The following is a 25,486-nucleotide window of genomic DNA, read 5'->3' as shown; positions in this document are numbered from 1 at the left end:
CGATCGACTCAAGCAAACCGGGTGGAACCCATGGCAGGAACCGACCGCGAGAAGGCGCTCGACGCCGCGCTCGCACAGATTGAACGGCAATTCGGCAAGGGCGCGGTCATGCGCATGGGCGACCGGACGAAGGAGCCCATCGAGGTCATCTCGACCGGGTCGACCGCGCTCGACGTCGCCCTCGGTGTCGGTGGCCTGCCGCGCGGCCGCGTCGTGGAGATCTACGGACCGGAGTCCTCCGGTAAGACGACCCTGACCCTGCACGCCGTGGCCAACGCGCAGAAGGCGGGCGGCCAGGTCGCGTTCGTGGACGCGGAGCACGCCCTCGACCCCGAGTACGCGCAGAAGCTCGGCGTCGACATCGACAACCTGATCCTCTCCCAGCCGGACAACGGCGAGCAGGCCCTGGAGATCGTGGACATGCTGGTCCGCTCCGGCGCCCTCGACCTCATCGTCATCGACTCCGTCGCCGCGCTCGTCCCGCGCGCGGAGATCGAGGGCGAGATGGGCGACAGCCACGTCGGTCTCCAGGCCCGTCTGATGAGCCAGGCGCTGCGGAAGATCACCAGCGCGCTCAACCAGTCCAAGACCACCGCGATCTTCATCAACCAGCTCCGCGAGAAGATCGGCGTGATGTTCGGCTCCCCGGAGACCACGACCGGTGGCCGCGCGCTGAAGTTCTACGCCTCGGTGCGACTCGACATCCGCCGCATCGAGACCCTGAAGGACGGCACGGAGGCGGTCGGCAACCGCACCCGGGTCAAGGTCGTCAAGAACAAGGTCGCACCGCCCTTCAAGCAGGCCGAGTTCGACATCCTCTACGGCCAGGGCATCAGCCGCGAGGGCGGCCTGATCGACATGGGCGTGGAGAACGGCTTCGTCCGCAAGGCCGGCGCCTGGTACACGTACGAGGGCGACCAGCTCGGCCAGGGCAAGGAGAACGCGCGCAACTTCCTCAAGGACAACCCCGACCTGGCCAACGAGATCGAGAAGAAGATCAAGGAGAAGCTGGGCGTCGGTGTCCGCCCGGAGAAGCCCGCCGCCGAGCCGGGCGCGGACGCGGCCACCGCCGCCGCGGCCACGGACGACGCGGCGAAGACGGTGCCGGCCCCGGCCGTCGCCAAGGTCACCAAGCCCAAGGCCGCCACCGCCAAGAGCTGACGCCGTGACACGACGAACCGACTGGGCCGACCACGAGTACACGACCCCCGGTGCCCCACGGGGGAGGGGCGCCGGGGGCGACCCGGGCTCCGCCGGGGACGGCGGCGAGGCCCACGGCACGGGCGGCGACGGGTACGGACGGGACGGCGAGGCCTACCCGGGGGCGCGCAGGCGCCGCCGCGGTGGTGCCGCACGGGGGAGCGAGAGCTCATACGGGCGTGACGGCTCGTACGAGGACGACGGTCTGCCCGCTTCGTACGGCGGTGTGTACGAAGACGGCACGCACGACGGCCCGGACGGGCCCCGCGGACACGGATCACCCGGCCGTGGCCCGCGGAAGTCCGGGACGCGCCGTCGGCGTGGCTTCGGGGAGCCGTCCGGTGAGGACGGGGGTTCCTCCTCCTTGTCGAGGGCCGAGCAGGGGGAGCCTCCGGCGGACCCGGCTGAGCGGGCGCGGGCGATCTGTCTGCGCCTGCTCACCGGGACGCCACGCACCCGGAAGCAGCTCGCGGACGCCCTGCGCAAGCGGGAGATCCCGGACGAGGTCGCCGAGGAGGTGCTGTCGCGGTTCGAGGACGTCGGGCTGATCAACGACAGCGCGTTCGCGGACGCCTGGGTGGAGTCCCGGCACCACGGCCGGGGGCTGGCCCGGCGTGCCCTCGCCCGGGAACTGCGGACCAAGGGCGTCGACCCCTCGCTGATCGACGAGGCCGTCGGGCGGCTCGACTCCGAGCAGGAGGAGGAGACCGCGCGCGAACTCGTCGCCCGCAAGCTCCGCTCCACCCGGGGCCTCGACCGGGACCGGCGCATCCGCCGCCTCGCCGGCATGCTCGCCCGCAAGGGATACGCCGAGGGCATGGCGCTCAGGATCGTCCGGCGGGCCCTGGAGGAAGAGGGCGAGGACACGGAATTCCTGGACGGCGGCGACTTCTGACGGGCGGTCGGCCGGGCGGTCGGTCACGGCGAGGGTGGGGATAACCCCCTTCCAAGACGCCGGACCACCACAGTGCCCGCACATCGGCGGGTGGACGACCGTGTACGCCATGATGCTGCGCTACGCCCTCAAGACCGTCCGTGCCCGCAAGGCCGGGTTCCTCGGTGCCTTTGTCGCCCTGCTGTGCGCGGCCGCGCTGATCTCCGCCTGCGGCACCCTCCTCGACACCGGCCTGCGCGGCACGATCCGCACCGAGCGCTACGCGGCGGCCCCCGTCGTGGTCTCCGCCGACCAGTACGTCCACCGGACCACCGTCAAGCACAAGCACGGCAAGACCAAGGTCAAGCACAAGGCGAAACCCATCGCCGAGCGCGCCTGGCTGCCGGCCGGGCTGGAGAGCAGACTCGCCCGCACCCCCGGAGTCGCCCGGGTCGTGCCCGAACTGACCTTCCTCGCCCAGCCGTCGACCCCGGCCGGCACCGGCGGCCGTACCGCCTACGGGCACGCCTGGGAGTCCGCCCCGCTCACCCCGTACCGGCTGGTCTCCGGCGCCGCCCCGAGGGCCGCCACCGACCTGGTCGTCGACCGCGACCTCGCCGCCCGCGCCCACCTGACGCCCGGTGACACGCTCACCGTGCAGTCGACGCGGGCCCCGCGCGCCTACCGGATCACCGGGATCGCCGCCCCGGCCACCGGCGTCAGCCACCAGACGTCCCTCTTCTTCTCCGCCGCCGAGGCCCGCAGGCTGGCCGCGCACCCCGGGCAGGTCACCGCGTTCGGTGTGCTGCCCGAGCACGGCACCGACCCGGACCGGCTGAAGCAGGCCGTGGCGCGGACGCTGCGCGGCACCACCGCCCAGGTCTCCACCGGCGACGCCCGCGGCCCCGTCGAGTTCCTGGACGCCGCTGCCGCCCGGGTCCGGCTGGTCAGCATGGGCGCCGCCATGGGCGGGACCTCGCTGCTCGTGGCGATCCTGGTGGTCGTCGGCACCTTCGCGCTCACCGTCCAGCAGCGGCACCGCGAACTCGCCCTGCTGCGTGCCCTCGCCGCCACCCCCGGCCAGATCCGCCGGCTGCTCGGCCGAGAGGCGCTGATCGTCGGCGCGGTCGCCGGCACGATGGGCGCGCTCCTCGGGCTGCCGCTCGGTGCCTGGCTGCAGAGCAGGTTCGTCGCCCTGGGCGCGGTGCCCGCCACGCTTCAGCACACCACCGGCGTCTTCCCGCCGTTCGCCGCGCTCGCCGCGACCCTGGCCGGTGCCTGGGCCGCCGCCCGGATCGCCTCCCGGCGCATCACCCGGATCCGGCCGACCGAGGCGCTGGCCGAATCGCGGGTCGAGCCCGCCCGGGTCGCCTGGGGACGGATCGCCGCCGGTCTGCTGCTGCTCGCCGGCGGGGTCGTGCTCGTCGTGCTGCTCACCTCCCTGCGTACCGAGCCCGCGTCGACCCCCGTCACCTTCCTCGCCGTCGTGGTCCTCTCCACCTCCGTCGCCCTGCTCGGCCCGCTACTGGTCAGGGCGGCCGTGCTGCTGCTCGCCGGACCGCTGCGGCTCACCGGCCACGGCGGCCGGCTCGCCACCGCCAACCTGCGCGGCAACGCCGCCCGGATGGCCTCCGTCGTCACCCCCCTCACCCTGCTCATCGGCATGACCTGCACCGTGCTGTTCGTCCAGTCGACCCTCGGCGACGCCGCCCGCGCCCAGGCCCGCGCCGGAGTCACCGCCAACTGGGTCGTCGCCGCCCAGGGGCCGGGCGTACCGGCCGCGGCGGCACAGCGGTTGCGCACGGACCACGACGCCGTCACCGAAGTCGTCCGCACGACCGTCCGCCTCGGACTCGACAAGTACCCCGCCCAGGGCGTCACCCCCGAGGGCCTCGCCCGCACCTGGGACCCCGAGGTCACCGCCGGCTCCCTGGACCGCCTCACCGACCGCACCGTCGCCGTCAGTGAAATCGCCGCCGATCAGCACCACTTGAGGCCGGGCAGCACCCTGAGGCTCACCCTCGGCGACGGCACGCCCGCCACGCTCACCGTCGCCGCCGTCTACGCCCGGGGTCTGGGCTTCGGCGACCTCACCTTCGCCCACGACCTCGTCGTACACCACGTGGACAATCCGCTCGCCTCCTCCGTCCTCGTCAGCACCGCCCGTACACAGACACAACTCGCGACTACGCTCCGTGAGTTCCCGGGGCTGCGGATTCTTTCGCCGGCCGCCGCCGACTCCCTCCAGGCCGACCGGCAGCAGGACAACGCCGAGGTCAACTACCTGGCCATGGGGCTGGTCCTGGCGTTCACCGCGATCGCGGTCGTCAACACGCTCGCGATGTCGGTCGCCGAGCGGGTCCGTGAGTTCGCCCTGCTCAGGCTGGCCGGGGCCACCCGCCGCCAGGTGCTGCGGATGCTGCGCACCGAGGTGCTCTCGGTGCTGACGCTGGCCACGGCCCTCGGCAGCGGCATCGCGCTCGCCGTCCTGACCGCGTTCAGCGTCGGCATGACGGGCCGGGCCGCGCCGACGGTCACGCCCTTGCTGTACGTGACCGTCGTCGCGACCGCCGCGCTGCTCGCGCTGGTGGCCGCGGCGCTTCCCGGGCGGGTGGCGCTGCGGGTGCCGGCCGTCACGGTGGCGATGGCGAAGGACTGAAGGGCTGAAGGACCGAAGGGCTGAAGGGCCGGGGGCGGGTCGGCTCAGTGGCCGTCGGACGCGTTCCAGTCGACGAGTTGGACGATGACGCCGTTGGGGTCGGTGACCTGGAAGGCGCGTTCGCCCCAGGGCTCCTCGCGCAGCGGCATCGTGATCGTGACGCCCTCGGCGGTCAGGCGGGCCAGTTCGGCTTCGAGGTTGTCGACGACGAAGGCGAGGATCACCCCGTCGGCGTGGTCCTCGCGCTGGTCCTCGGGGAGCGAGGCGAGTCCGCGCCGCAGGTAGACGACGTTCATCCCGGCGTCGTCGCGGGCCAGTGACGCGAACCCGTCGGCGGCCGTCTCCTCGCGGAAACCGAAGTGTTCGGTGAGGAAGGCGCTGGAGGCCACGACGTCGTCGACGTTCAGGGAGACGGCGGAAGCGGTGATCGGCACAGGCACTCCTTGGTCGGGGAAATTACTCTGTACGAAGTACAGTGTACCGCGTACAGAGTAAATGGCGAGGGTGCGGCGATCCGTGGGGGAGGATGACGGAATGCCTCTCGACCGAAGCGGTGCCGGTGATCCGGCCCGCTCCCTGGAACTGCTCTGGCGGGTCCCCGCCGCTCCGCGACGCGGACCGCGGCAGCGGCTGGACATCGACACGGTCGTCGACGTGGCCGTCGGGCTGGCGGACGCCGAGGGCCTGGACGCGGTCACCATGCGCCGTGTCGCGCAGCAGCTGGGCGTGGTCCCGATGACGCTCTACACCTATGTGCCGGGCAAGGCCGAGCTGCTGGACCTCATGCTGGACAGCGCCTACCTGCGGATGTCCCGGGCCGACACCGCCGGCCGGCCGTGGCGGGTCCGGCTGGCCGCGGTGGCCGAGGAGAACCAGGCGCTGTTCGACGCGCACCCCTGGGCCGCGACGGTCTCCACCGGCCGTCCGCCGTTGGGGCCGGGAATGATGGCCAAGTACGAGCACGAACTGTCGGCGCTGGACGGACTCGGGCTCGACGACGTCGAGATGGACGCCGCCCTGACCTTTCTGCTCACCTTCGTCCAGGCCAACGCCCGCTCGGCGGCGGAGGCGCGCGCCGCCTGGCAGGACAGCGCGATGGACGACGAGCAGTGGTGGGCGGCCAACGCCCCGCTGCTGGAAAGGGTGCTGGACCCGCGTGCCTATCCCACCGCCGCCCGGGTCGGCACGGCGGCGGGCACCGCGCAGGGTGCCGCGTACAGCCCCGGGCACGCCTGGGAGTTCGGGCTCGGCCGGGTGCTCGACGGGCTCGCCGCCCTCATCGACGACCGCGCGGCCCCGACCGGCCCCGGAGCGCCGTAGGCCGGACGTAGTCGCCGTAAACCCATGGGCGGCCGGAGGACCTGACGGCTGGAGGGCGGCCGGAGGACCCGACGGCTAGAGAGTGACCGGTAGTCCTGCTGCCTTCCATGCCTGGAAGCCGCCTATCAGGTCCGTCGCCCGGTGCAGGCCCAGCTGGTGCAGGGAGGCGGCGGCGAGGCTGGAGGCGTAGCCCTCGTTGCAGATCACGACGACCTGGAGGTCGTGGCCGGTGGCCTCGGGGGTCCGGTGGCTGCCCTGGGGGTCGAGCCGCCACTCCAGCTCGTTGCGCTCTATGACGAGGGCGCCCGGGATCACCCCGTCTCGTTCGCGCAGTGCCGCGTACCGGATGTCGACCAGCAGGGCGTCCCCGGTCCGCGCCGCTTCGTGCGCCTCGTGCGCCTCGACGCGCCGGTAGCCCGCGCGCACCCGGTCCAGCAACTCGTCGATGCCCACCGGCTGTTGCTCCGCCTGCTCCGTGCCGCTCACTGCCAGTCCTCCGGGCGCTCGACCTGCTCCAGGCGGAGCACCGGGCCGCTGCGGCTGTAGCGGCGGATCCGGGGCAGCGGCGGGTAGTAGGCGTGGACGGAGATCGCGTGGTGCTCGGTGGACTCGTTGAACACCTCGTGGACATGGTCGCGGCCGAAGGAGCGGCCCTTTCCGGCGGGCAGTCGGCGCTCACGGTCGACGCCCTCGGAGAGCTCCAGGGTCTTCCAGCCGTCGGTGGGCAGCCGGGTGGCGAGCGAGTTCTCGTGCAGCTCGCCCGCGGCGGTGAGGAAGGCGCCGACCGACTCCGCGTGGTCGTGCCAGCCGGTGCCGCTGCCGGGTGGCCAGCCGATCAGCCAGGCCTCGCTGCCGGCGGGGCCGTCGAGCCGTACCCAGGTGCGGCCCTCGGGGTCGAGCGGGAGCGAGGAGATCAGCTCGGCGTCGGCGGCCGTACGCCGCACGAAGTCGAGGAGGTCCGCCTGGGTGGGCGCGGCGCCGGGCGCGGAGGCGGAGGGAGAAACGGACGAGGAGAGAGAGGCAGACACGTGCACCGTTCCTGATGAGGGTTCGCAGAAAGGAGCGCAGAGGGCGCCCGCAGAGAGGTGAGATGCGAAATCAGCAGGACGGAAGACACACGCAGCCCGCATAGCGGACGAGGTCCACATGGACCTTCCGCCACAGGCGCACAGTGGTGTCGTTCACGTTGCGGAGTACACCACGCCGGTGCACACCGGTCAACTCACCGTCAGCATGTGGACCGCGCGGCCATCACGAGGGGGCACCGCGCGGGATCACCGCGCGGTGGAACCGGCCTCCGCCTCCGCCTCCGCTTCCGCCTCTGCCTCCGCTTCCGTCTCCGTCTTCTCCGTGTCCTTCCCGCCCAGCGTCGCCTCGGCCGCCGCGTACAGATCGGCCGGGCGGACCCCGTTGAGCGCGGTGACCAGGTGGCCGTCGGGGCGCACGAGCAGCACGGTGTGCGCCGGTGCGCCCGGGTACGCCTCGGCGACCAGCAGTTCGGCGCGGTGCGGCAGCGCGGTCACGGCCGCCGCGAGCCGGGGCATGAGCCCGGCGGAGACCCAGTGCTTGCGGTCCCACACCCCGGTGCCGGGCGCGATGAGGACGACGAGCAGCGCGCCCCGGCCGAGCCGTGAGCGGAGCTGCACGAAGGTGCCGTCCTCCGCGGTGACCCGGACGTCGGTGACCGGTGACCCGGGCGGGGTGTCGACCGGGAGCTCGTGCTCCAGGTGCCGGGGCGCCAGGGGCGAGTCGGCGTACGCCCCCGGCGCACCGAGCGGGCCGTGCCCCAGGTGACCGTCGATGAGGAGCGCGTCGTGCCCCCGGGACGCGCCGGGGACGAAGCCGCGCAGCCCGCCGCCGCCGCGCAGCACCGGCAGCACCTGGTCGGCGGCGCGCAGCCGGGCGGCGACCACGGCCCGCCGCTCGGTCTGGTAGCTGTCGAGGAGCGCCTCGTGCGGGCCGTGGTGCCAGGCCGGGGCCAGCTTCCAGGCGAGGTTGTCGACGTCCCGCAGCCCCTCGTCCAGCCCGTGCGTCCCGAGCACCCCGAGCAGGTGCGCCGCGTCCCCGGCGACGAAGACCCGGCCCACCCGCCAGCGGCGGGCCAGGCGGTGGTGCACGGTGTGGACTCCGGTGTCGAGCAGGTCGTACGGCGGTGTGGGGCCGCCCGTCCAGCCCGCGAGGGTCTCGCGGATCCGGGCCACCAGGAGCTCGGGCGTGACCAGGTCCTTGCCGGGCGGCAGCAGCCAGTCCAGGCGCCACACGCCGTCCGGGAGGGGGCGGGCGGTCACCTCCCCGGCCGGGGGCCCGGACATCCGCCACGGCGGGGTCCGATGGAGCAACGCCTGACCGGGCCACGGAAGTTCCGCGCGCAGCGCGGCGACCGCGTGCCGCTCCACCGCCGTACGGCCCGGGAAGCGGATGTCCAGCAGCTTGCGCACGGTCGAGCGCGGGCCGTCGCAGCCCACCAGGTAGCTGCCCCGCCACCAGGTGGCCCGGGGGCCGCGGGTGTGCGCGGTGACGCCGGAGCGCTCCTGCTCGATCGTGTCCAGGCGGCTGTCCGTGGCCACCTTGACCAGCGGTTCGTCGGCGATCGCGGCACGCAGCGCGTTGGTCAGCACATGCTGCGCGAGGTGCAGCGGAGACGGTTCGGCGGCGTCGTCGAAGACGACCTCGCGCATCACCTGCCGGCGCCGCATCGACCGCCAGCCGGTCCAGCGGGCGCCCAGGTCGTCCAGCGGGGCGCCGCTCAGCCGGGCCACCAGGGCGGCGGTGTCCTCGCGCAGCACCACCGTGCGCGCGGGGCGCGGCTCGTCCTTGCCCGGTCCCTCGTCCAGGACGACGGACGGCACCTCCTGGCGGGCCAGCGCCAGGGCGAGCGTGAGCCCGACGGGCCCCGCTCCGACGATGATCACCGGGTCCACGGCGCGGCGCCCCCTGCCCGTACGCAAGTCCCGACGGACCCAGGGCCTGGCTTCCGGATCGTCTCGCAGACGCGGGGCTTGGCACGCCCTCCCCCAGAGGGGGTACCCCCAGCGGCGTTGTCGTCGGTCACCGACGCTCCGCGTCGACTCCCTCCTCCGCCTTGCAGCTGCACGCACCAAGCCCCGCTCACCGGCACTGTCCGGCACCGTTGCTTCCCTGCGAGCAGACCCGGAAGCCAGGCCCTGGATGAACAAGTGGTTGGAGCAGGGTGCACGATCACAGAACGTATGCAACAGACTGGGCGCCACCCGGTCAAGCGGCGCACCCGGGGACACGTCAGCATGGCGGGCGCGCGGGTGCCGTGGCGCAAGGGAAAACGGCGGAGGCAGCGGTCGTACGGCCGCTGCCTCCGTGCGTGTCGCGTGGGTTGACCGAGGGTCAGGCGGAGGCTCCGGTGCCGAAGGAGCCGCCGACCTCGGCCGCGTTGAGTTCCTCGACGTCGCCCGCGCCCAGCACCGCGCCGGTGCCGCGCTTGCTGCGCCGCAGCCGGCCCTCCAGCCAGCTCGCGAAGGTGGTGAGGGTGAAGTTGAGCGCCACGAAGATCACCGCCACGATCGTGAAGCTGGCGATGGTGTTCGCACCGTAGTACGAGCTCATCGGGGAGACCGAGGCCAGCAGCTCGGGGAAGGTGAGGACGGCGCCGCCGAGCGCCGTGTCCTTCACGATCACGACGAGCTGGCTGACGATCGCCGGGAGCATCGCGGTGACCGCCTGCGGGAGCAGGATCGACGTCATGATCTGGGTCTTGCGCAGGCCGATCGCCTGCGCCGCCTCCGTCTGGCCCTTCGGCAGGGCGAGGATGCCCGCCCGGACGATCTCCGCGAGCACCGAGGCGTTGTACAGCACCAGGCCGGTGACCACCGCGTACAGCGGGCGGTCGTCGGAGCTGACGTCGGTGTACTCGGCGAACAGGGCGACCCCGAAGATCATCAGGATCAGCACCGGGATCGCGCGGAAGAACTCCACGACCACGCCGGCCGGTATCCGCACCCAGGCGTGGTCGGACAGGCGTGCGATGCCGAAGACGGCGCCGAGCGGCAGCGCGATGAGCATGGAGAGGGCGGCCGCGATCAGGGTGTTCTTCAGACCGGGCAGGATGTACGTGGTCCAGGCCTCGGAACCGGCGAAGAAGGGCTTCCACTTCTCCCAGTCCAGCTGCCCCTTGTCGTCCAGGCTCCGGTAGACCCACCAGACCACGGCCACGGCGGCGACCAGGAACACGGCGGAGTAGACGATGTTGCGCCGCTTGGCCCGCGGGCCCTGGGCGTCGTACAGCACGGAGGTCATCGCTTCACCGCCACCTTCTTGCCCACCCAGCCGAGGATCAGACCGGTCGGCAGCGTCAGGCACACGAAGCCGAACGCGAAGACCGCGGAGATCAGCAGGAGTTGTGCCTCGTTCTCGATCATCTTCTTCATCAGCAGAGCCGCCTCGGCCACCCCGATCGCGGCGGCCACCGTGGTGTTCTTGGTGAGCGCGATCAGTACGTTGGCGAGCGGGCCGATCACGGAGCGGAACGCCTGCGGCAGCACCACCACGGTCAGCACCTGGGTGAAGCTCAGCCCGAGGGCGCGGGCCGCCTCCGCCTGCCCGACCGGCACCGTGTTGATGCCGGACCGGATCGCCTCGCACACGAACGCCGAGGTGTAGGCGATCAGACCGAGCACGGCGAGCCGGAAGTTGATGGTGTCGAAGTTGTCGGCGCCCAGGCTGATGTTGAGGGTCTGGTTCAGGCCCAGTGAGGTGAACAGGATGATCACCGTCAGCGGGATGTTCCGCACCACGTTGACGTAGGCGGTGCCGAAGCCGCGCATCAGCGGCACCGGCCCGACGCGCATGCCGGCCAGCAGGGTGCCCCAGACCAGCGAACCGGCGGCCGAGAGCAGGGTGAGCTGAACCGTCACCCAGAAGGCCCCCAGCAGGTCGTAACCTTCAAGAAAGTCGAACACGATGTCCCGCGCTCCCGCTCGTGGTCGGCCCCGGCGCGCCGCCGTCCGGCGACGGCGCACCCGTCAGGCGCTGCTTCAGCTCTTGACGTCGCCGATCTTCGGCGCGGGCTCGTTCTTGTAGCCGGCCGGACCGAAGTTCTTGTCCACGGCCTTCTGCCAGGAACCGTCCGAGACCATCGACTCCAGGGCGGTGTTGATCTTCGCCTTGAGGTCGCTGCCCTTCTTGACGCCGATGCCGTAGTTCTCGTTGGTCATCTTGAGACCGCCGAGCTTGAACTTGCCCTTGAACTGCGACTGCGAGGCGTAACCGGCGAGGATCGAGTCGTCGGTGGTCAGCGCGTCGATGGCCTTGTTCTGCAGACCGGTCAGACAGGCCGAGTACGTCGGGTACTGCTGCAGGTCCGCCTTGGGCGCCAGCTTGTCCTTGACGTTCTGCGCCGAGGTCGAGCCGGTGACCGAGCACAGCTTCTTGCTGTTGAGGTCCGACGCCGACGTGATGGACGTGTCGTCGGAGCGGATCAGCACGTCCTGGTGGGCCAGCAGGTACGGACCCGCGAAGTCGACCTTCTGCTGGCGCTCCGGGGTGATCGAGTACGACGCGGCGATGAAGTCCACGTCACCGCGCTGCAGCATGGTCTCGCGGTCGGCGCTCTTGGACTCCTTCCACTCGATCTGGTCCGCGCTGTAGCCGAGCTTCTTCGCGACATACGTGGCGACGTCCACGTCGAAGCCGGAGTAGCCCTGCGGGGTCTTCTGGCCGATGCCGGGCTGGTCGAACTTGATGCCGACGGTGATCTTCTTGCCGCCGCCCGACGAACCGCTGTCGTCCTTGTCGTTGCCGCCGCACGCCGTGGCGGACAGGGCGAGCGCGAGCACGGCGGCCGAGGCGGCGGTGACCTTGCGGAGCTGCATGATGAACATCCTTTGAGTGGTGAAAGGTTGCTGGATCGCCGTGCGGGTCAGTGGTGCAGGATCTTCGACAGGAAGTCCTTGGCCCGGTCGCTGCGCGGGTTGCTGAAGAACTGGTCGGGCGCGGCCTGTTCGACGATCCGGCCGTCGGCCATGAAGACCACCCGGTTCGCGGCCGACCGGGCGAAGCCCATCTCGTGCGTGACGACGATCATCGTCATGCCGTCCCGGGCCAGCTGCTGCATGACCTCAAGGACCTCGTTGATCATCTCGGGGTCGAGGGCCGAGGTCGGCTCGTCGAAGAGCATGACCTTCGGGCCCATCGCCAGCGCCCGCGCGATCGCGACGCGCTGCTGCTGGCCACCGGAGAGCTGCGCGGGGTACTTGTCGGCCTGGGTGCCCACGCCGACCCGGTCCAGCAGCGCGCGGGCCTTCTCCTCGACCTGCTTCCGCTCGGTCCTGCGGACCTTGAGCTGACCGAGCATCACGTTCTCGAGGACCGTCTTGTGCGCGAAGAGATTGAACGACTGGAAGACCATGCCGACGTCGGCACGGAGCCGGGCCAGCTCCTTGCCCTCCTGGGGCAGCGGCTTGCCGTCGATCGTGATCGTCCCGGAGTCGACGGTCTCCAGCCGGTTGATGGTGCGGCACAGAGTGGACTTGCCGGACCCGGAGGGCCCGATCACCACGACGACCTCGCCGCGGGCGATCGTCAGGTCGATGTCCTGGAGCACGTGCAACGCGCCGAAGTGCTTGTTGACGCTCTTCAGGACGACCAGTTCGCCGGTCGCGGCCATGTCTTCCTCGGCCACCGATACTTCGGTCATCGCTATCGGGCTCCGTCCTCCTCGGTTTCGGAGGAATGTAATGAGAGCCGATGACCTGCGTCATTACATCTGAGGGAGATCTGAGCATCACGATCCGATAGCATTCGGACACGTGTCGTAGCAGTGGTGACCAGCCCGCATATCGGCCGGGTAACGGAAGCCGGCCCGCTGCCGGAACCCACTTGACGCCATCGGCGTCCATCAGCGTGACTGCCCTGATGCATGCACGCACGCGCGGGCGTACGACCGCTGAACCGGAGGGGGCCGGGATGAGACTGCTGCTCGTCGAGGACGACAACCACGTCGCCGCCGCGCTCTCCGCGGTCCTGGCCCGGCACGGGTTCTCCGTCACCCACGCGCGCAGCGGCGAGGAGGCCCTCCAGGCCCTCGTCCCCGACAGCGACGCCTACGACGTCGTCCTCCTCGACCTCGGCCTGCCCGACCAGGACGGCTACGAGGTCTGCGGCAAGATCCGCAAGCGCACCAGCACCCCCGTCATCATGGTCACCGCCCGCTCCGACGTCCGCTCCCGCATCCACGGCCTCAACCTCGGCGCCGACGACTACGTGGTGAAGCCGTACGACACCGGGGAACTGCTCGCCCGGATCCACGCCGTCAGCCGGCGCTCCCTCCACGAGGACGGCCCGGCCGGCGGCGACGGCGCGCTCCGGCTCGGCCCCGTCCACATCGAACTGCCCACCCGGCAGGTCAGCGTGGACGGCACGGTCGTCCAGCTCACCCGCAAGGAGTTCGACCTGCTGGCGCTGCTCGCCCAGCGGCCCGGCGTGGTCTTCCGCCGCGAACAGATCATCAGCGAGGTCTGGCAGACCAGCTGGGAGGGCACCGGCCGCACCCTGGAGGTGCATGTCGCCTCCCTGCGCGCCAAGCTGCGCATGCCCGCGCTCATCGAGACCGTACGCGGCGTCGGCTACCGGCTCGTCGCCCCGGCCGCGTAGCGGGGACGGGTGCGCACACGTCTCCTCCCGCTGCTCATCGTCCTGATGGCGGCCGTGCTGCTCGCGCTCGGCGTCCCGCTCGCCGTCAGCACGGCCGCCGCCCAGCAGCAGAAGGTCGTCGTCGACCGGATCGACGACACCGCGCGGTTCGCCGCCCTCGCCCAGTTCGTCACCGACACACCCACCACCGCGCGGCCCATGCGCACGGACGACCGGCTGGAGACCCTCCGCCGCGAACTCGCCAGCTACTACGGCGTCTACGGCATCCGCGCGGGCGTCTTCTACCGCAACGCGTCCTCCATGGCCAACGCCCCCGACGACTGGGTGCTGCCGCGCACGGGCGAGGTCTGGGAGGCCTACAACGAGGCGCTGCTCAGCCGCCGCAGCCACGACCCCGCGCAGGTGTGGCCCTGGCAGCGCACCCGGCTCGTCGTGGCCTCCCCGGTGATCCGGGACGGTGACGTCGTCGCCGTCGTCGTCACCGACTCGCCCACCGGGCAGCTGCGTTCCCGGACCCTGCGCGGCTGGCTGCTGATCGGCGCCGGTGAGATCGCCGCGATGCTGCTCGCCGTCGGCGCGGCACTGCGGCTCACCGGGTGGGTGCTGCGGCCGGTCCGGGTCCTGGACGCCACCACCCACGCGATCGCGAGCGGCCGCCTCAAGTCCCGGGTCGCGGCGGCCGGCGGGCCGCCGGAACTCAGACGGCTGGCCCGGTCGTTCAACGAGATGGCGGACAACGTCGAGGACGTGCTGGAGCAGCAGCGTGCCTTCGTCGCCGACGCCTCGCACCAGTTGCGGAACCCGCTCGCCGCGCTGCTGCTGCGCATCGAACTGCTCGCCCTCGAACTCCCCGAGGGCAACGAGGAGATCGCCTCCGTCCGGACCGAGGGCAAGCGGCTCGCGCAGGTCCTCGACGACCTGCTCGACCTCGCGCTGGCCGAGCACGCCGAGGCGGACCTGATGCTGACCGACATCGGGCGGCTGGCGACGGAGCGGGTCGCCGCGTGGGCGCCGGCGGCCACGGCGAAGGGGGTCCGGCTGACCGGGGACTGCCCGCCGGTCACCGGGTGGGCCGATCCGATCACGCTGTCCAGCGCGTTGGACGCGGTGATCGACAACGCGGTGAAGTTCACGCCGGAGGGGGGCACGGTGGAGGTGTCCGTGGCGGCCGACGGGGATCTGTCGACGGTCGTGGTGACCGACACGGGGCCGGGGCTGACCGACGAGGAGCTGGCGCGGGTGGGGGACCGGTTCTGGCGGAGCGGGCGGCACCAGAACGTGAAGGGGTCGGGGCTGGGGTTGTCGATCAGCCGGGCGTTGCTGGCGGCGGGTGGGGGTGCGATCGCTTATGAGCACCGTGAGCACGATGGCCACGATGGGCAGAGGGGGCTGCGGGTGAGTGTTTCGGTGCCCCGGAGTGGGGACTTCTCGCGCGGTTCCCCGCGCCCCTGACGGGGCGCTGCAGTGCGCGTGTGTCTCAAGGTTTGACCGAGCGGTAGTAGCGGCGGGCGCCCTCCTGCAGTGGCAGGGGGTCCGTGTAGATGGCCGTGCGCAGGTCCACGAGTTGGGCGGAGTGGACGTGGGCGCCGATGTCGTCGCGGCTCTTGATGACCGTGCGGGTGAGCCACTCGGTGAGGCGCGGGTCCATGTCCTTGCGGGTCATGAGGAGGTTGGAGACGGCGATGGTCGCGACGGTCGTGCCCTGCTGCACGGACGGGTACGCGGACTCGGGCATGTTGGTGGCCCGGTAGTAGAGCGCGGCCTCGCTCTCGGTGTGCAGCTTGGTGACGAGGGTCCCATCGATCGGCACGAACGCGAAACGGAACTTCTGCGCCAGGTCCAGCAGCCCCTTGGTGGGCAGTCCGCCCGACCAGAAGAACGCGTCGATCTTGCCCTGCCGCAGCCGGTCCGGTCCGGTGTCTATGCCGTCGGCCATCGGCGTGATGTCCTGCGTGGGGTCTATCCCGGCCGCCCTGAGCACGCGGTTGGCGATGAGCCGCACACCCGAGTTGGGCAGTCCTATCGCCACCCGCTTGTGCCGCAACTGCGCGACGCTGGTGATGCCGGAGCCCTGGGGTACGACGAGCTGCACGTAGTCGTCGTAGAGCCGGGCCACCCCGCGCATCCGGTCCGCGCCCCGGCCGTGGTTCAGCTTGTACGTCTCCACCGCGTCGGCCGCCGCGATGGTGAAGTCCACCTTGCCGGTCGCGACCTTCCGCACGTTCTCGTACGACCCCGCGCTCTGGACCAGCTTCACCTTCAGCCCCGGCATGTCCTTGCCCAGCTCGGTGCGGAGCCGCTCGCCGTACTCCTGGTAGACCCCGCGCAGCGTCCCGGTGCTGAAGGTGATCGTCCCGGTCGGCGGCTTCTCGCCCAGCGGCAGCAGCCACCACAGCAGCAGGCCGAACGCGACGAAGCAGGCGGCCGCGCCCTGGAGCGCGCGGCGCCTGCCGATACCGGGGAACACCTTGGACATGCGCGCGATCCTGCCAGCCGGTCACCGTCCTGACCAGGGCAGGGCGGCGGAGGGACGGGATTGTCGGTGGCGGCCGATAGAGTCGTCTGCATGACCAGCCCCTCGCCTGCCGACCTCGTCCGGGAGTTCCACCACGCCTTCGGCCTGGACGCCCGCACCACGCCGACCGAGGTCTCCGGCGAACTGGCCGCGCACCGGGGGGAGCTGCTCGCCGAGGAGGCCGCGGAGGTCGCCGAGGTGGCGGTCGAGGGGCCCCTCGACCGGCTCGCGCACGAACTGGCCGACGTGGTCTATGTGGCGTACGGCACCGCGCTGGTGCACGGGATCGACCTCGACGCGGTCATCGCCGAGGTCCACCGCTCCAACATGAGCAAGCTGGGGCCCGACGGGCAGGTCGCCCGGCGGGCCGACGGCAAGGTCCTCAAGGGCGAGCACTACCGGGCGCCGGACGTCTCGGCGGAGCTGCGCCGCCAGGGCTGGATACCCGGCGGCGCGGCCTGAGCAGGGGTCAGAGCGAGCCGCCCGCCAGCTTCCACTCGCGGTGCAGGGCGCCCAGCGGCACGGTCCGCTCCAGCACCGGTGTCCCGAAGATGGACAGCTGGAGGCGCAGGGCACCGGAGAGGTCGACTCCGCCGTAGAGGTTCCAGGCGCCCTGGGCGTCCGCGCCCGGGGTGGCCGAGGTGGCGGTGACCGTGCCGGTGGCCTCGCCGCGCAGATAGGGGGCCAGGTCGGCGGTGACGCCCACGCTGCCGTAGAGGCCGACGGAGGCCTCGGCGCCCAGCGCGGTCCTGACGTTCCCGCTGGTGGTCACCGAGGTGCGCACCGGGGTGCTCGTCATGTCGGAGCTGCTCACCGGCGTCCAGCCCTGGGCCGTTCCGAAGGTGCCGCCCGCCTTGAAGTCGCCCTTGAGGCTCTGCTCCACGTCGACGGTGATCTTCCCGTCGCCGCTGACCTGGAGGTAGCAGGTGAGGTCGAGGTTGACGACGACGGGGACCGGGCCGACCTGGAGGACCGGATCGGCGTGCAGCTTGGCGAACGGGATGCGCAGCGGGGTGGCCGTGGCCGCCGCGACCCGGCCCTTGACCGCCCAGCCGGAGTCCCAGTCGCCGGACACGCCCAGGTAGGCGGAGCCGGGTGCGGTGCCGGTGCCCGCGCCGCCGTAGGCGAAGTCGACCTGCGGGGCGACCTGGACGAAGCCCGACACCGAGGCCGAGGCGGAGGCCGGAGCGGCCTCGGCGGTCGGCACCTCGGCGCTGACGTCCAGGCGCAGGCTGCCGAGCGGCACGGTGGCGCCCTCGGGGCCGACCTGCACGTCACCCGACTTGGACCAGGACACCTTGACGTCGGGCAGCAGCTTGTCGACGTCGAAGGCGGCCGGGTCGACCGGCACGGTGCCCTTCGCGGTGTCGTCGCCGAGCAGGGCGTCCAGGGTGGCCGGTTCGGTCTGCACCTCGGTGCCCGCGCCGGTCTCGCCGATCACCTTGGTGACCTTGGCGAGCAACCCGTCCGGGGCGCCGGGCGCGGGGGCGCTGGCGATGACGTCGCCGACGGCGGCCTGATGGGAGGAGGCCGAGGGGTTGGGGGTGGGGCTGGGGGAGACGGTCGGGGAGGAGGAGGCCGGTGAAGTGCCCTTGCCCGCCTTGGATATGACGGCACGGCGGGTCTTGCTGTCGTACCTGCTGACGGTGAGGGTGGTGCGGTGGGCGGGCCGGCCCGAGCCCGCCGAACCGGCGGCGGCGGTCGTGGTGGCGGCCGGCGCGGCGGCGACGGCGAGCGGCTGGCCGTCCGTGCGGGCGGCGGCGGTGGCGTCGTCGGAGACCCGGGCGGTCTCCTGGGCGCGGTCCCCGGCGGAGGTCTGGTGTTGCGGGGCGGAGCAGCCGGCGGAGAGGAGGAGGGCGGTCACGGCGAAGGCGGGCAGCAGGGCATGCCCGGGCCTCGTGCGTCTGCGCAAGGTCAGTCCTGGGAGTGGTGGGGGGTGACGAAGAGACACCGAACATGGCTACCGGCGGGTAGTACCGGCCGGTAACTCGGTGTGGCCCCGAGCATGCCACGCCCGTGGACACCTGCCCTCCACAATTCGGCCACCTCCCGACGTGACCTGAACCACGGCGACTTCAGGCCGCCGTGGCCGTTTCCGCCGTGGCCGTTTCCGTGAAGGTCAGCCCTGCTGCTGCGCGGCCGCCCTGCGCTGCCGCTTGCTCAGGGGCGCCTGGGAGAGGTCCTCCGCGCTGGACCGGAGGTTCTTGTAGCCGTACCCGCGCTCGTCGAGCCACGCCCGGGCCGCCTCCTCGGCGCGCTCGGTCGCCGCCAGGATGTCCTCCTCTTCCTCCCCGCCGTCCTGGAAACGGAAGGTGAAGGCCGGGCGGGCGACGATGTCGTAGCTGAGGTGGCCCTCGGATGTGAAGGCCGCGTGCAGCACATCGTGGTCGGCGGCCCGGGACAGCAGTTCGGCGCGCTGTTCGGCGCCGAGTCCGTCGAAGACGCCGCGGACGGTGACGCGGAAGGTGCGGGTGGTCATGGCGCGACCCTAGGCAGGGCCGAGCCCGCCACTCCACCGCTTTTCCGGCTCCCGCACCGGAGACCGGTCGCCGGAGGCCACTTGCCGGAGGCCGATCGCCTGAGGGGGTCAGCCGCCGGCCTGGCCGAGCCGCAGGTTCCAGCGCCCGGGCCCGCCGGTGACCTCCGTCGCCGCCAGCGGCGGGACGTCCACGCGCCAGAACGCGGCCTCGGGTGCCCCGAGCACGTGCAGCACCACCGCCCGCACCACCTCCGGCTCCACCACGGCGACCGTCCGACCGGCCGTCCGGCCCGCCGACTCCAGCCACTTGGCGACCCGCGCGCAGAACTCCCGTACCGATTCGCCCCCGTGCGGAGCGGCCCCCGGGTCGGACATCCACCGGACCAGTGCCTCGGGCTCGGCGGCACCGACCTCCTCCAGCGTCCGCCCCCGCCAGCGGCCCGCGTCCAGGCCCGCCAGATCCGGCTCCGCCGAGGCGTCGATGCCCAGCGCCACCGCCGTCTCCCGGCACCGCACGCTGGGCGAGCTGACCGCGCGGCCGGCGACGGGCAGGTCCAGCGCCACCGCTCCGGCGTTCTCGATGGAGTCGCCGTCGTCGAAGCGGGCCCGCCGCAGCGAGGGGGTCATCGCCGGGGCTATCAGGATGACTCGGCAGGTCACGGGGAGTTCCTCCTTGGACGTCCGTCTGCGGCGGGTGCCGGACGCGCCCGACAGTACGCGCTCCGGCACCCGCGGCGGGATCCGGCTACAGCTCCACGCGCACCGACCGTGCCGTCGCGAGTAGATTCTCCAAGGTGGCCCGCGCCTCGGGCCGGCCGCGGGTCTTCGGCGTTCGTTCCCCCGTACCGCTGCGGGGCAGTCCCGGATTCCCGCCGGGTTCCCTCTTGCGACGTCCCGCCATGGGGGTCCCTCCATGCCGTTTGGGCTATGAGGGAGAACGGGACGAACCAGCTGCGGTGCCGGCCTGGCGCGACCGGTCAGGGGTGCGGGGAACCGTCCGCAGCGACCGCGACAGCCCCAGCGCCGCCGTCCGCACCGCAGGGGCCAGCTGTGCCGGGCGGAACCGGCCGCACGGCACGGCGACCGAGAGCGCCGCGACCGCCGTGGGACCGTCGAAGACCGGCGCCGCGATGCAGCTGACGCCCGGCGCGGCCTCTTCCTCCTCGTAGGCCAGGCCCGCGACCTGGGCCTGCTCGACGGCGGTGCGCAGCCGCCCCGGGTCGGTGATCGAGTGCGGGGTGAGCCGGGGGAGCGGCGCGGCCAGCACCTCCTCCACCAGCTCGGAGCCCGAGAACGCCAGCAGCGCCTTGCCGACCCCCGTGCAGCTCAGGGGCAGCCGGCCGCCGATCCGGGACGGCAGCCGCAGCACGTCGTGGCCGTGGATCCGCTCGACGTAGACCACCTCGTGGCCCTCGCGCACCCCCAGGTGCACGGTCTCGCGCGTGGCCTCGAAGAGGTCCTGGAGGAAGGGCAGCGCGGCCTCCCGCAGATCCTGCCGGCGCGACACCAGCGAGCCCAGCTCGAAGAGGGCCCCGCCCAGCCGGTAGGTCTCCGCGTCCCGTTCCAGCAGACCCAGCCGGACCAGGTCGGCGCAGAGCCGGAACACCGTCGTCTTGGGCAGCCCGGACCGCTCGACCAGTTCCGTCAGACGGAACGCGCCGCCGTCCGGCCGGTAGCAGTCCAGGACGGCCACGGCCTTGTCGAGCATGCTTCCCTGCACGCTGTTCCGTGTCACGGAACATATTTTGCCCGGCCTCGCGGAGCCCGCCTATACCTGTCGGCATGAGCCCCGACCTCGTCACCAAGGTGGCCGACGTCCTCGACGAAGCCACCCGCACCGGTACCCCCTGCGCCCCCGTTCGCACCCTGCTCCCCGAGGGCGACATCGAGACCGCCTACGCGGTGCAGCGGCTGCACGTGGAACGGGGGGTGGCGGCCGGCCGCCGGCTGGTGGGCCGCAAGATCGGGCTGACCTCGCCCGCCGTGCAGCGCCAGCTCGGGGTCGGGCAGCCCGACTTCGGGGCGCTCTTCGCGGACATGGCGGTCGGCGAGGGCGAGGCCGTCGCCCCCGGACGGCTGCTGCAGCCCAAGGTCGAGGCCGAGGTCGCCCTGGTGCTGGGCGCGGACCTGCCGCACCGCGACCCGACCGTCGCCGACCTGCTCCGGGCCACCGCCTTCGCGCTGCCCGCGCTGGAGGTCGTCGACAGCCGGATCGCCGACTGGGACATCACCGTCGTCGACACCGTCGCCGACAACGCCTCCTGCGGCCTGTTCGTCCTCGGCGGCACGCCCGTCCCGCTGGACCGCGTCGACCTGCGGACCGTCCGGATGACGCTGACCAGGAACGGCGAGACCGTCTCGCGGGGCACCGGCGCCGACTGCCTGGGCAGCCCGCTCACCGCCGCCCGCTGGCTCGCCGCCACCCTCGCCGCGCTCGGCGACCCGCTGCGGGCCGGCGACCTCGTCCTGACCGGCGCGCTCGGCCCGATGGCGGCGGCCGCCGCGGGCGACGAGTTCACCGCCCGCATCGAGGGCCTCGGCACGGTCGGGGCCGTCTTCGCCACGGAAGGAAACCCCGCATGACCACGAAGGTCGCCGTGATCGGGTCCGGGAACATCGGCACCGATCTGATGATCAAGGTCCTCCGGCTCTCGGAGAGCCTGGAGATCGCCGCCATGGCCGACATCGACCCGGCCACCGGGCTGGGCATCCACGCCCATCACAACCTCGGCCTGGGCGTGGCCAATTCCGTCGCCGCCGTCGAGTACGGCGTCACCCGTGTCGATGCCTCCCTCGCAGGCCAGGGCGCCGGGGCCGGCAACTGCCCGCTGGAGGCGTTCATCGCGGTCGCCGACCTGATGGGCTGGGAGCACGGCTGCGAGCTGTTCCCGCTGATGGACGCGGCCGACGACGTCGTACGACCGCTGCAGGACCGCGAGGTGCGGGTGGACCGCGAGACCCTCACCCTCGGCTACGCGGGCGTGTACTCCAGCTTCCTGCGGCACGCCGAGGCCGCCGCCCGCAGGCACGGCCTGGACACCCGGGCGATCCTGGTCGAGGCGGGGCGCCGCAAACTGGTCGGCGGACAGGAGGACATGATCACGGACATCGCCCTGGACCTGGCCGGGAGCCGCTGAGGCCTGGTTGTCAGTGGCGGCTGCCAGACTGGTCGGCGTGGACACAGAACGCCGTGAACTGGCCGCACGCTTCGTCGAACTGCACCGGGAAGGCTGCTTCCTGCTGCCCAACGCCTGGGACGCGGGAAGCGCCCGGATCCTGGAGTCGGCCGGGTTCCCGGCCGTGGCCACCACCAGCGCGGGCGTCGCCTTCTCGCTGGGCCGCCCGGACCACGACTACGGCGGTGACCGGGTCGACCGGGACACCATGGTGGGCCGCGTCGGCGAGATCGTCGCCGGGGTGGGGATTCCGGTGAGCGCGGACCTGGAGGACGGCTTCGGCGAGACGCCCGAGACCGTCGCCGAGACGATCGCGCTGACCCTCGGGGCCGGGGCCGCGGGCGGCAACATCGAGGACTTCACCGGCGAGCGCTCCCGGCCGCTGTACGACCCGGAACTCTCGGCCGACCGGATCCGTGCCGCCCGCCAGGTGGTCGACGCGGCCGGCGAGCCGTTCGTCCTGGTCGGCCGCACCGACGTGCTGCTCACCGGCGGCCCGCTGACGGAGGCCGTGCGCCGGGCCAACGCCTATCTCGCGGCGGGCGCGGACTGCGCGTTCGTCCCGGGCGCGGCCGACGCGGAGACGATCGGCACGCTGGTGAAGGAGATCGACGGGCCGCTGAACGTGGTGATGGGACTGACGGGCGCTGCCCTGTCCCTGGCCGACCTGCGTGAACTCGGGGTGCGCCGGGTCACGGTCGGCGGCAGCATCGCGCGGGCGATGTACGCGCAGCTGCTGGGCGCGGCACGGGAGCTGGCGGAAAGGGGCACCTTCTCCTACGCCGAGAAGCAGATCTCGCAGACGGACCTGAACGAGCTCTTCGGGAGATGACGAGCTCTTCGGGAGATGACGAGCTCTTCGGGAGATGACGGAACGGGCGGGCCGGTGACCCGGCCCGCCCGCCCGGCATCCGCTGTTACGACAGCTTGATCAGCGAGTAGTCGTCGCAGTAACCGGCCGCCGAACCGGAGTTCTTGTAGCAGTAGACACCGGCGGAGGTGGTGGAGACGCCCGTGGTGAAGAAGAGGGGCTGCTGGGCGTAGGACGTGGTCGAGGCCCTGAGGTACGTCTCCGTACCGCCGAAGCTCTTCACGCCCACCGCGACCTCCTCACCGGCGGTGGCCACCTTGGCCCAGCCGACCAGCAGATAGGTGCCGCTGGAGGTGAGACCGCTGACGGTCTGGATGGCACCGCTGGCACTGACCCCGGTCTGGAGCGCGTAGGTGCCGGAGCGGGCGTTGGAGGCGACCACACCGGACGCCGTACCGGTGGACTGGACCCACGGAGCCAGCGCGCCGGTCTCGTAGCCGGGGTTGGTGACGGCGTTGGTGGCGGAGGACAGGGGCTCCACGGCGAGGTCGTCGCAGTAACCGGCGCCGCTGCCACCGGCGTTCTTCCAGCAGTAGACGGTCGCCGTGGTGCTCGTCGACCCGGTGGTGAACAGGACGGCCGCCTGGCTGTACGCCGTGGTCGCGATGTTGGTGTAGGTCTCGGTGCCGCCGAAGTTCTTCACGCCGATCGCGAGGGTCTCGCCCGCGGTGGCGACCTTGGCCCAGCCGGTCAGCAGGTAGGTGGTGCCGGGGCTGAGGCCGGTGAGGGCCTGGTTGGCGCCGCTGCTGCTCGCGGTGGTGGTGAGCGCGTAGCTTCCGGTGCGGGCGTTGGCGGCGGTCACGGAGGAGGAGTTGCCGCTGGCCTGCGTCCAGGGGCTCAGCGAGCCCGTCTCGAAACCGGCGTTGGAGAGCAGGTTGCCGCCGGTGCCGTTGTAGGCGCCGATGTTGGGGGCGGCCGTCGCGGAGACGGCGTTGCCGAAGGCGTCCTGGCCGCCGTTGGAGCTGATCACCGTGCCGGCCCGGACCACCGGGGAGGAGGCGTGCACCTGGTAGGCGTTCCTGCCGGTGTACGAGGACGAGGTGCTCGCGTTGCCCGGGTTGCGGAACTCGGGGTCGGCGGTCACCTTCGCGGCATCGGCGGGCTCGCGGGACGGGTGGTTGCCGTAGAAGAGGTTGTTGGAGTAGGTCGAGGTGCCGGTGGTGGTGAAGTAGTTGCCGGAGCCGTAGTTGAAGACGGCGTTGTTCTGGAAGGACAGGGCGCCGCTGATGGAGGTGCCGGAGCGGGAGTACAGGATCGGGGTGGACAGGCCGTCCCGGACGGAGAAGGTGTTGTTGTAGAACAGCGGGACCGCGCTGGAGCTGCCGCTCTGGTTCGGGACGCCGCCCACGAAGTGCAGGACTCCGCCGCCGTGGGTCTGGGTGCCGGAGGTGGGGCAGCCGGAGTTGCTGCCGTCGTTCTCGCTGATGTTGTAGCGGACCACCGTGCCGTCGCTGGGGACGGTGGAGGTGGGCTCGTTGGCGATGGTGAACGGGGGCATCACCAGCAGGAAGCCGCCGAGGTTCTGGTGGCTGTAGTTGTACTGGAACGTGGTGTTGTGGTTGCCCCAGTCCACGTCGAAGCCGGTGCCGTCGGCGCCGTTGATGTGGCAGTAGACCTCGTTGTTCTGGACGACGGTGTTGCTGCTGCCGGACATCCAGATGCCGGCGGAGGCGCCGTTGCAGTACTGGCCGGACGGCGGGCAGGTGGACTTGGCGCCGCCGTAGCCCGCCTTGTTGCCGTCGATCAGGGCGCCGTCGTTCTTCACGACGAGGATGTCGTCGGCGCCGTCGTAGGTCATCGTGTTGTTGCGGATGACCGTGTTCGTGGTCAGGCCGGTGCCCTGGCCGTCGCCGTCCGGGGTGACGGCGACCGCGATCCGGTCGACGTGGTCGAAGGTGTTGTTCTCGACGACGACGTCGTCCCAGGTGGAGACCGGGGTGGTGTGGTCGGTCTGGACGCCGACGCCTGCGTTGGTGGAGTACCAGCCGCCGCCGTAGCCCGCGATGTTGTGGATGTACATGTCGTGCACGCGGATGTGGTGCAGGACGCCGCCGGAGCTGTTCTCGGCGAGGACGCCGGAGCGGTAGGCGGGCGAGGAGGCGTTGTCGATCAGCTCCAGGCCGCCGATGTCCCAGTACTGCTGGTTGAGCAGTTTGATGACCGCGCCGGTGGCGCCGGCCGCGTCGATGACCGGCTTGGCACCGGAGCCGTAGGCGCCGATCGAGATGTTGCTGCCCGAGGCTCCCGAGCCGCCCGGGGTGAGCTGGCCGGTGCAGGTGGTGCCGGCGGCGAAGAGGATGCTGTCGCCGGCGGTGAAGGTGGTGGCGTTTACGCTGCTGACCGCGTTCCAGGGGCTGGACTGGGTGCCGGTGCCGTTGCTGGAGGCCGAGCAGTTCACGTAGTAGGCGGTGCCGGCCGCGTGGGCGGCGGTCGCCGGGACGAGCAGGGCGCCCGCGAGGGTGGCCAGAAGAGTCAGCACGCGGGCTGTTCGACTGGCCGGACTCGCCGGTGATCTGCGACGCTTCATTGCGACGCTCCTTGGTGAGAGTGAGTGTCCTGCGAAAACCGGGCGGGTCCGTTGCCGCGGGCCCGTCCGGAATCTGTGGGGTGGGGGCAGAGAAGCAGGGGGTGCGGGACCGTTTGCGGGTGCGGGTGCGTCGTGGGGGGGGGGGGGGGGGGGGGGGGGGGGGGCCGCCCGCCCCGCCCGCGCCCCCCCCCCCCCCCCCCCCCCCCCCCCCCCCCCCCCCCCCCCCCCCCCCCCCCCCCCGG

The 25,486-nt window shown here is 72.1% G+C and carries 24 protein-coding genes, 1 pseudogene and 1 riboswitch; of the genes and pseudogenes, 10 read left to right on the top strand and 15 right to left on the bottom strand.

The genetic code is table 11. From position 1 onward, the window contains the following. Positions 1-30 precede the first annotated feature (30 nt). The 3 genes from recA (at position 31) to ACGFZS_RS46550 (ending at position 4,733) form a co-directional block, all read left to right on the top strand. Complete coding sequence (recA, locus tag ACGFZS_RS46560; RefSeq protein WP_393800279.1) at positions 31-1,161, top strand: recombinase RecA; 1,131 nt, start codon at positions 31-33, stop codon at positions 1,159-1,161. A gap of 4 nt (positions 1,162-1,165) precedes the next feature. Then, complete coding sequence (gene recX, locus ACGFZS_RS46555) at positions 1,166-2,095, top strand: recombination regulator RecX (RefSeq protein ID WP_393800278.1); 930 nt, start codon at positions 1,166-1,168, stop codon at positions 2,093-2,095. Positions 2,096-2,204: 109 nt separating this feature from the next. Next, on the top strand, positions 2,205-4,733 hold the full coding sequence (locus ACGFZS_RS46550; RefSeq protein WP_393800299.1) for an ABC transporter permease: 2,529 nt from the start codon (positions 2,205-2,207) through the stop codon (positions 4,731-4,733). A gap of 44 nt (positions 4,734-4,777) precedes the next feature. On the opposite strand, the gene ACGFZS_RS46545 is transcribed toward ACGFZS_RS46550, so the two are convergent. Then, positions 4,778-5,167 carry a VOC family protein gene (locus ACGFZS_RS46545; protein WP_359223999.1) on the bottom strand — a complete coding sequence of 130 codons (390 nt, stop codon included), beginning with the start codon at positions 5,165-5,167 and terminating at the stop codon, positions 4,778-4,780. Positions 5,168-5,267: 100 nt separating this feature from the next. Between ACGFZS_RS46545 and ACGFZS_RS46540 the strand changes: the two genes are divergently transcribed. Continuing rightward, a complete protein-coding gene (locus tag ACGFZS_RS46540; protein ID WP_393800277.1) occupies positions 5,268-6,053 on the top strand; it encodes a TetR/AcrR family transcriptional regulator in 786 nt (261 codons plus the stop codon). A gap of 75 nt (positions 6,054-6,128) precedes the next feature. On the opposite strand, the gene ACGFZS_RS46535 is transcribed toward ACGFZS_RS46540, so the two are convergent. From ACGFZS_RS46535 to ACGFZS_RS46500, 8 genes are all read right to left on the bottom strand, one after another. Then, complete coding sequence (locus ACGFZS_RS46535; protein ID WP_393667269.1) at positions 6,129-6,539, bottom strand: rhodanese-like domain-containing protein; 411 nt, start codon at positions 6,537-6,539, stop codon at positions 6,129-6,131. Continuing rightward, positions 6,536-7,087 carry a cysteine dioxygenase gene (locus ACGFZS_RS46530; protein WP_393800276.1) on the bottom strand — a complete coding sequence of 184 codons (552 nt, stop codon included), beginning with the start codon at positions 7,085-7,087 and terminating at the stop codon, positions 6,536-6,538. Before ACGFZS_RS46530 ends, ACGFZS_RS46535 begins: the two co-directional genes overlap by 4 nt. 64 nt (positions 7,088-7,151) lie before the next feature. Continuing rightward, complete coding sequence (locus ACGFZS_RS46525) at positions 7,152-7,223, bottom strand: putative leader peptide (RefSeq protein ID WP_311737274.1); 72 nt, start codon at positions 7,221-7,223, stop codon at positions 7,152-7,154. Positions 7,224-7,327: 104 nt separating this feature from the next. Further along, positions 7,328-8,974, bottom strand: a complete 1,647-nt coding sequence (locus ACGFZS_RS46520) for an FAD-dependent monooxygenase (protein ID WP_393800298.1) — start codon at positions 8,972-8,974, stop codon at positions 7,328-7,330. 439 nt (positions 8,975-9,413) lie between these two features. After that, a complete protein-coding gene (locus ACGFZS_RS46515) occupies positions 9,414-10,322 on the bottom strand; it encodes an amino acid ABC transporter permease (protein WP_393800275.1) in 909 nt (302 codons plus the stop codon). Continuing rightward, on the bottom strand, positions 10,319-10,984 hold the full coding sequence (locus ACGFZS_RS46510; RefSeq protein WP_355721304.1) for an amino acid ABC transporter permease: 666 nt from the start codon (positions 10,982-10,984) through the stop codon (positions 10,319-10,321). The genes ACGFZS_RS46515 and ACGFZS_RS46510 overlap by 4 nt, the downstream gene beginning before the upstream one ends. Positions 10,985-11,059: 75 nt before the next feature. Next, positions 11,060-11,896 carry a glutamate ABC transporter substrate-binding protein gene (locus ACGFZS_RS46505; protein WP_359224011.1) on the bottom strand — a complete coding sequence of 279 codons (837 nt, stop codon included), beginning with the start codon at positions 11,894-11,896 and terminating at the stop codon, positions 11,060-11,062. Between the two features lie 47 nt (positions 11,897-11,943). Then, positions 11,944-12,720: an amino acid ABC transporter ATP-binding protein gene (locus ACGFZS_RS46500; protein ID WP_393800274.1), complete on the bottom strand. Its 777-nt coding sequence runs from the start codon at positions 12,718-12,720 to the stop codon at positions 11,944-11,946. 269 nt (positions 12,721-12,989) lie between these two features. Between ACGFZS_RS46500 and ACGFZS_RS46495 the strand changes: the two genes are divergently transcribed. Next, positions 12,990-13,676, top strand: coding sequence for a response regulator transcription factor (locus ACGFZS_RS46495; RefSeq protein ID WP_365686371.1), 687 nt, complete (start codon positions 12,990-12,992; stop codon positions 13,674-13,676). A 9-nt stretch (positions 13,677-13,685) separates the two neighbouring features. Continuing rightward, positions 13,686-15,128 (top strand): ATP-binding protein, encoded by a 1,443-nt coding sequence (locus ACGFZS_RS46490; protein WP_393800273.1) that lies wholly within the window; start codon positions 13,686-13,688, stop codon positions 15,126-15,128. A gap of 25 nt (positions 15,129-15,153) precedes the next feature. Here the strand turns inward: ACGFZS_RS46490 and ACGFZS_RS46485 are convergent, their stop codons facing one another. Beyond that, positions 15,154-16,152, bottom strand: coding sequence for a TAXI family TRAP transporter solute-binding subunit (locus tag ACGFZS_RS46485; protein ID WP_393800272.1), 999 nt, complete (start codon positions 16,150-16,152; stop codon positions 15,154-15,156). 90 nt (positions 16,153-16,242) lie between these two features. Here ACGFZS_RS46485 and ACGFZS_RS46480 point away from each other — a divergent pair, with 90 nt between their 5' ends. Further along, entirely contained in the window at positions 16,243-16,653 is a 411-nt protein-coding gene (locus ACGFZS_RS46480) for a MazG nucleotide pyrophosphohydrolase domain-containing protein (RefSeq protein ID WP_393667294.1), read from the top strand. Between the two features lie 7 nt (positions 16,654-16,660). Here ACGFZS_RS46480 and ACGFZS_RS46475 read toward each other — a convergent pair whose 3' ends face one another. The 4 genes from ACGFZS_RS46475 to ACGFZS_RS46460 form a co-directional block, all read right to left on the bottom strand. Continuing rightward, complete coding sequence (locus ACGFZS_RS46475; RefSeq protein ID WP_393800271.1) at positions 16,661-18,103, bottom strand: hypothetical protein; 1,443 nt, start codon at positions 18,101-18,103, stop codon at positions 16,661-16,663. 207 nt (positions 18,104-18,310) lie between these two features. Beyond that, positions 18,311-18,670, bottom strand: coding sequence for a DUF6204 family protein (locus ACGFZS_RS46470; RefSeq protein WP_393800270.1), 360 nt, complete (start codon positions 18,668-18,670; stop codon positions 18,311-18,313). Positions 18,671-18,778: 108 nt separating this feature from the next. Continuing rightward, a complete protein-coding gene (locus ACGFZS_RS46465; RefSeq protein ID WP_393800269.1) occupies positions 18,779-19,330 on the bottom strand; it encodes a histidine phosphatase family protein in 552 nt (183 codons plus the stop codon). A 159-nt stretch (positions 19,331-19,489) separates the two neighbouring features. Continuing rightward, positions 19,490-19,556, bottom strand: a riboswitch (cobalamin riboswitch). A gap of 39 nt (positions 19,557-19,595) precedes the next feature. Next, positions 19,596-20,378 carry an IclR family transcriptional regulator gene (locus ACGFZS_RS46460; RefSeq protein ID WP_393800297.1) on the bottom strand — a complete coding sequence of 261 codons (783 nt, stop codon included), beginning with the start codon at positions 20,376-20,378 and terminating at the stop codon, positions 19,596-19,598. A 74-nt stretch (positions 20,379-20,452) separates the two neighbouring features. Between ACGFZS_RS46460 and mhpD the strand changes: the two genes are divergently transcribed. The 3 genes and pseudogenes from mhpD to ACGFZS_RS46445 all read left to right on the top strand — a co-directional run bounded on the left by mhpD (position 20,453) and on the right by ACGFZS_RS46445 (position 22,678). Next, complete coding sequence (gene mhpD, locus ACGFZS_RS46455; protein WP_393800268.1) at positions 20,453-21,253, top strand: 2-keto-4-pentenoate hydratase; 801 nt, start codon at positions 20,453-20,455, stop codon at positions 21,251-21,253. Positions 21,254-21,354: 101 nt separating this feature from the next. Continuing rightward, a pseudogene (locus ACGFZS_RS46450) lies at positions 21,355-21,807 on the top strand (4-hydroxy-2-oxovalerate aldolase); the annotation flags it as partial. Between the two features lie 37 nt (positions 21,808-21,844). After that, entirely contained in the window at positions 21,845-22,678 is an 834-nt protein-coding gene (locus tag ACGFZS_RS46445; protein ID WP_393800267.1) for an isocitrate lyase/phosphoenolpyruvate mutase family protein, read from the top strand. A gap of 85 nt (positions 22,679-22,763) precedes the next feature. Here ACGFZS_RS46445 and ACGFZS_RS46440 read toward each other — a convergent pair whose 3' ends face one another. Next, positions 22,764-25,196 (bottom strand): carbohydrate binding domain-containing protein, encoded by a 2,433-nt coding sequence (locus ACGFZS_RS46440; RefSeq protein ID WP_393800266.1) that lies wholly within the window; start codon positions 25,194-25,196, stop codon positions 22,764-22,766. Positions 25,197-25,486 lie beyond the last annotated feature (290 nt).

Source organism: Streptomyces sp. NPDC048288 (assembly GCF_043201555.1).
Classification (GTDB): domain Bacteria; phylum Actinomycetota; class Actinomycetes; order Streptomycetales; family Streptomycetaceae; genus Streptomyces.
This window is presented reverse-complemented; position numbering and strand designations above follow the sequence as displayed.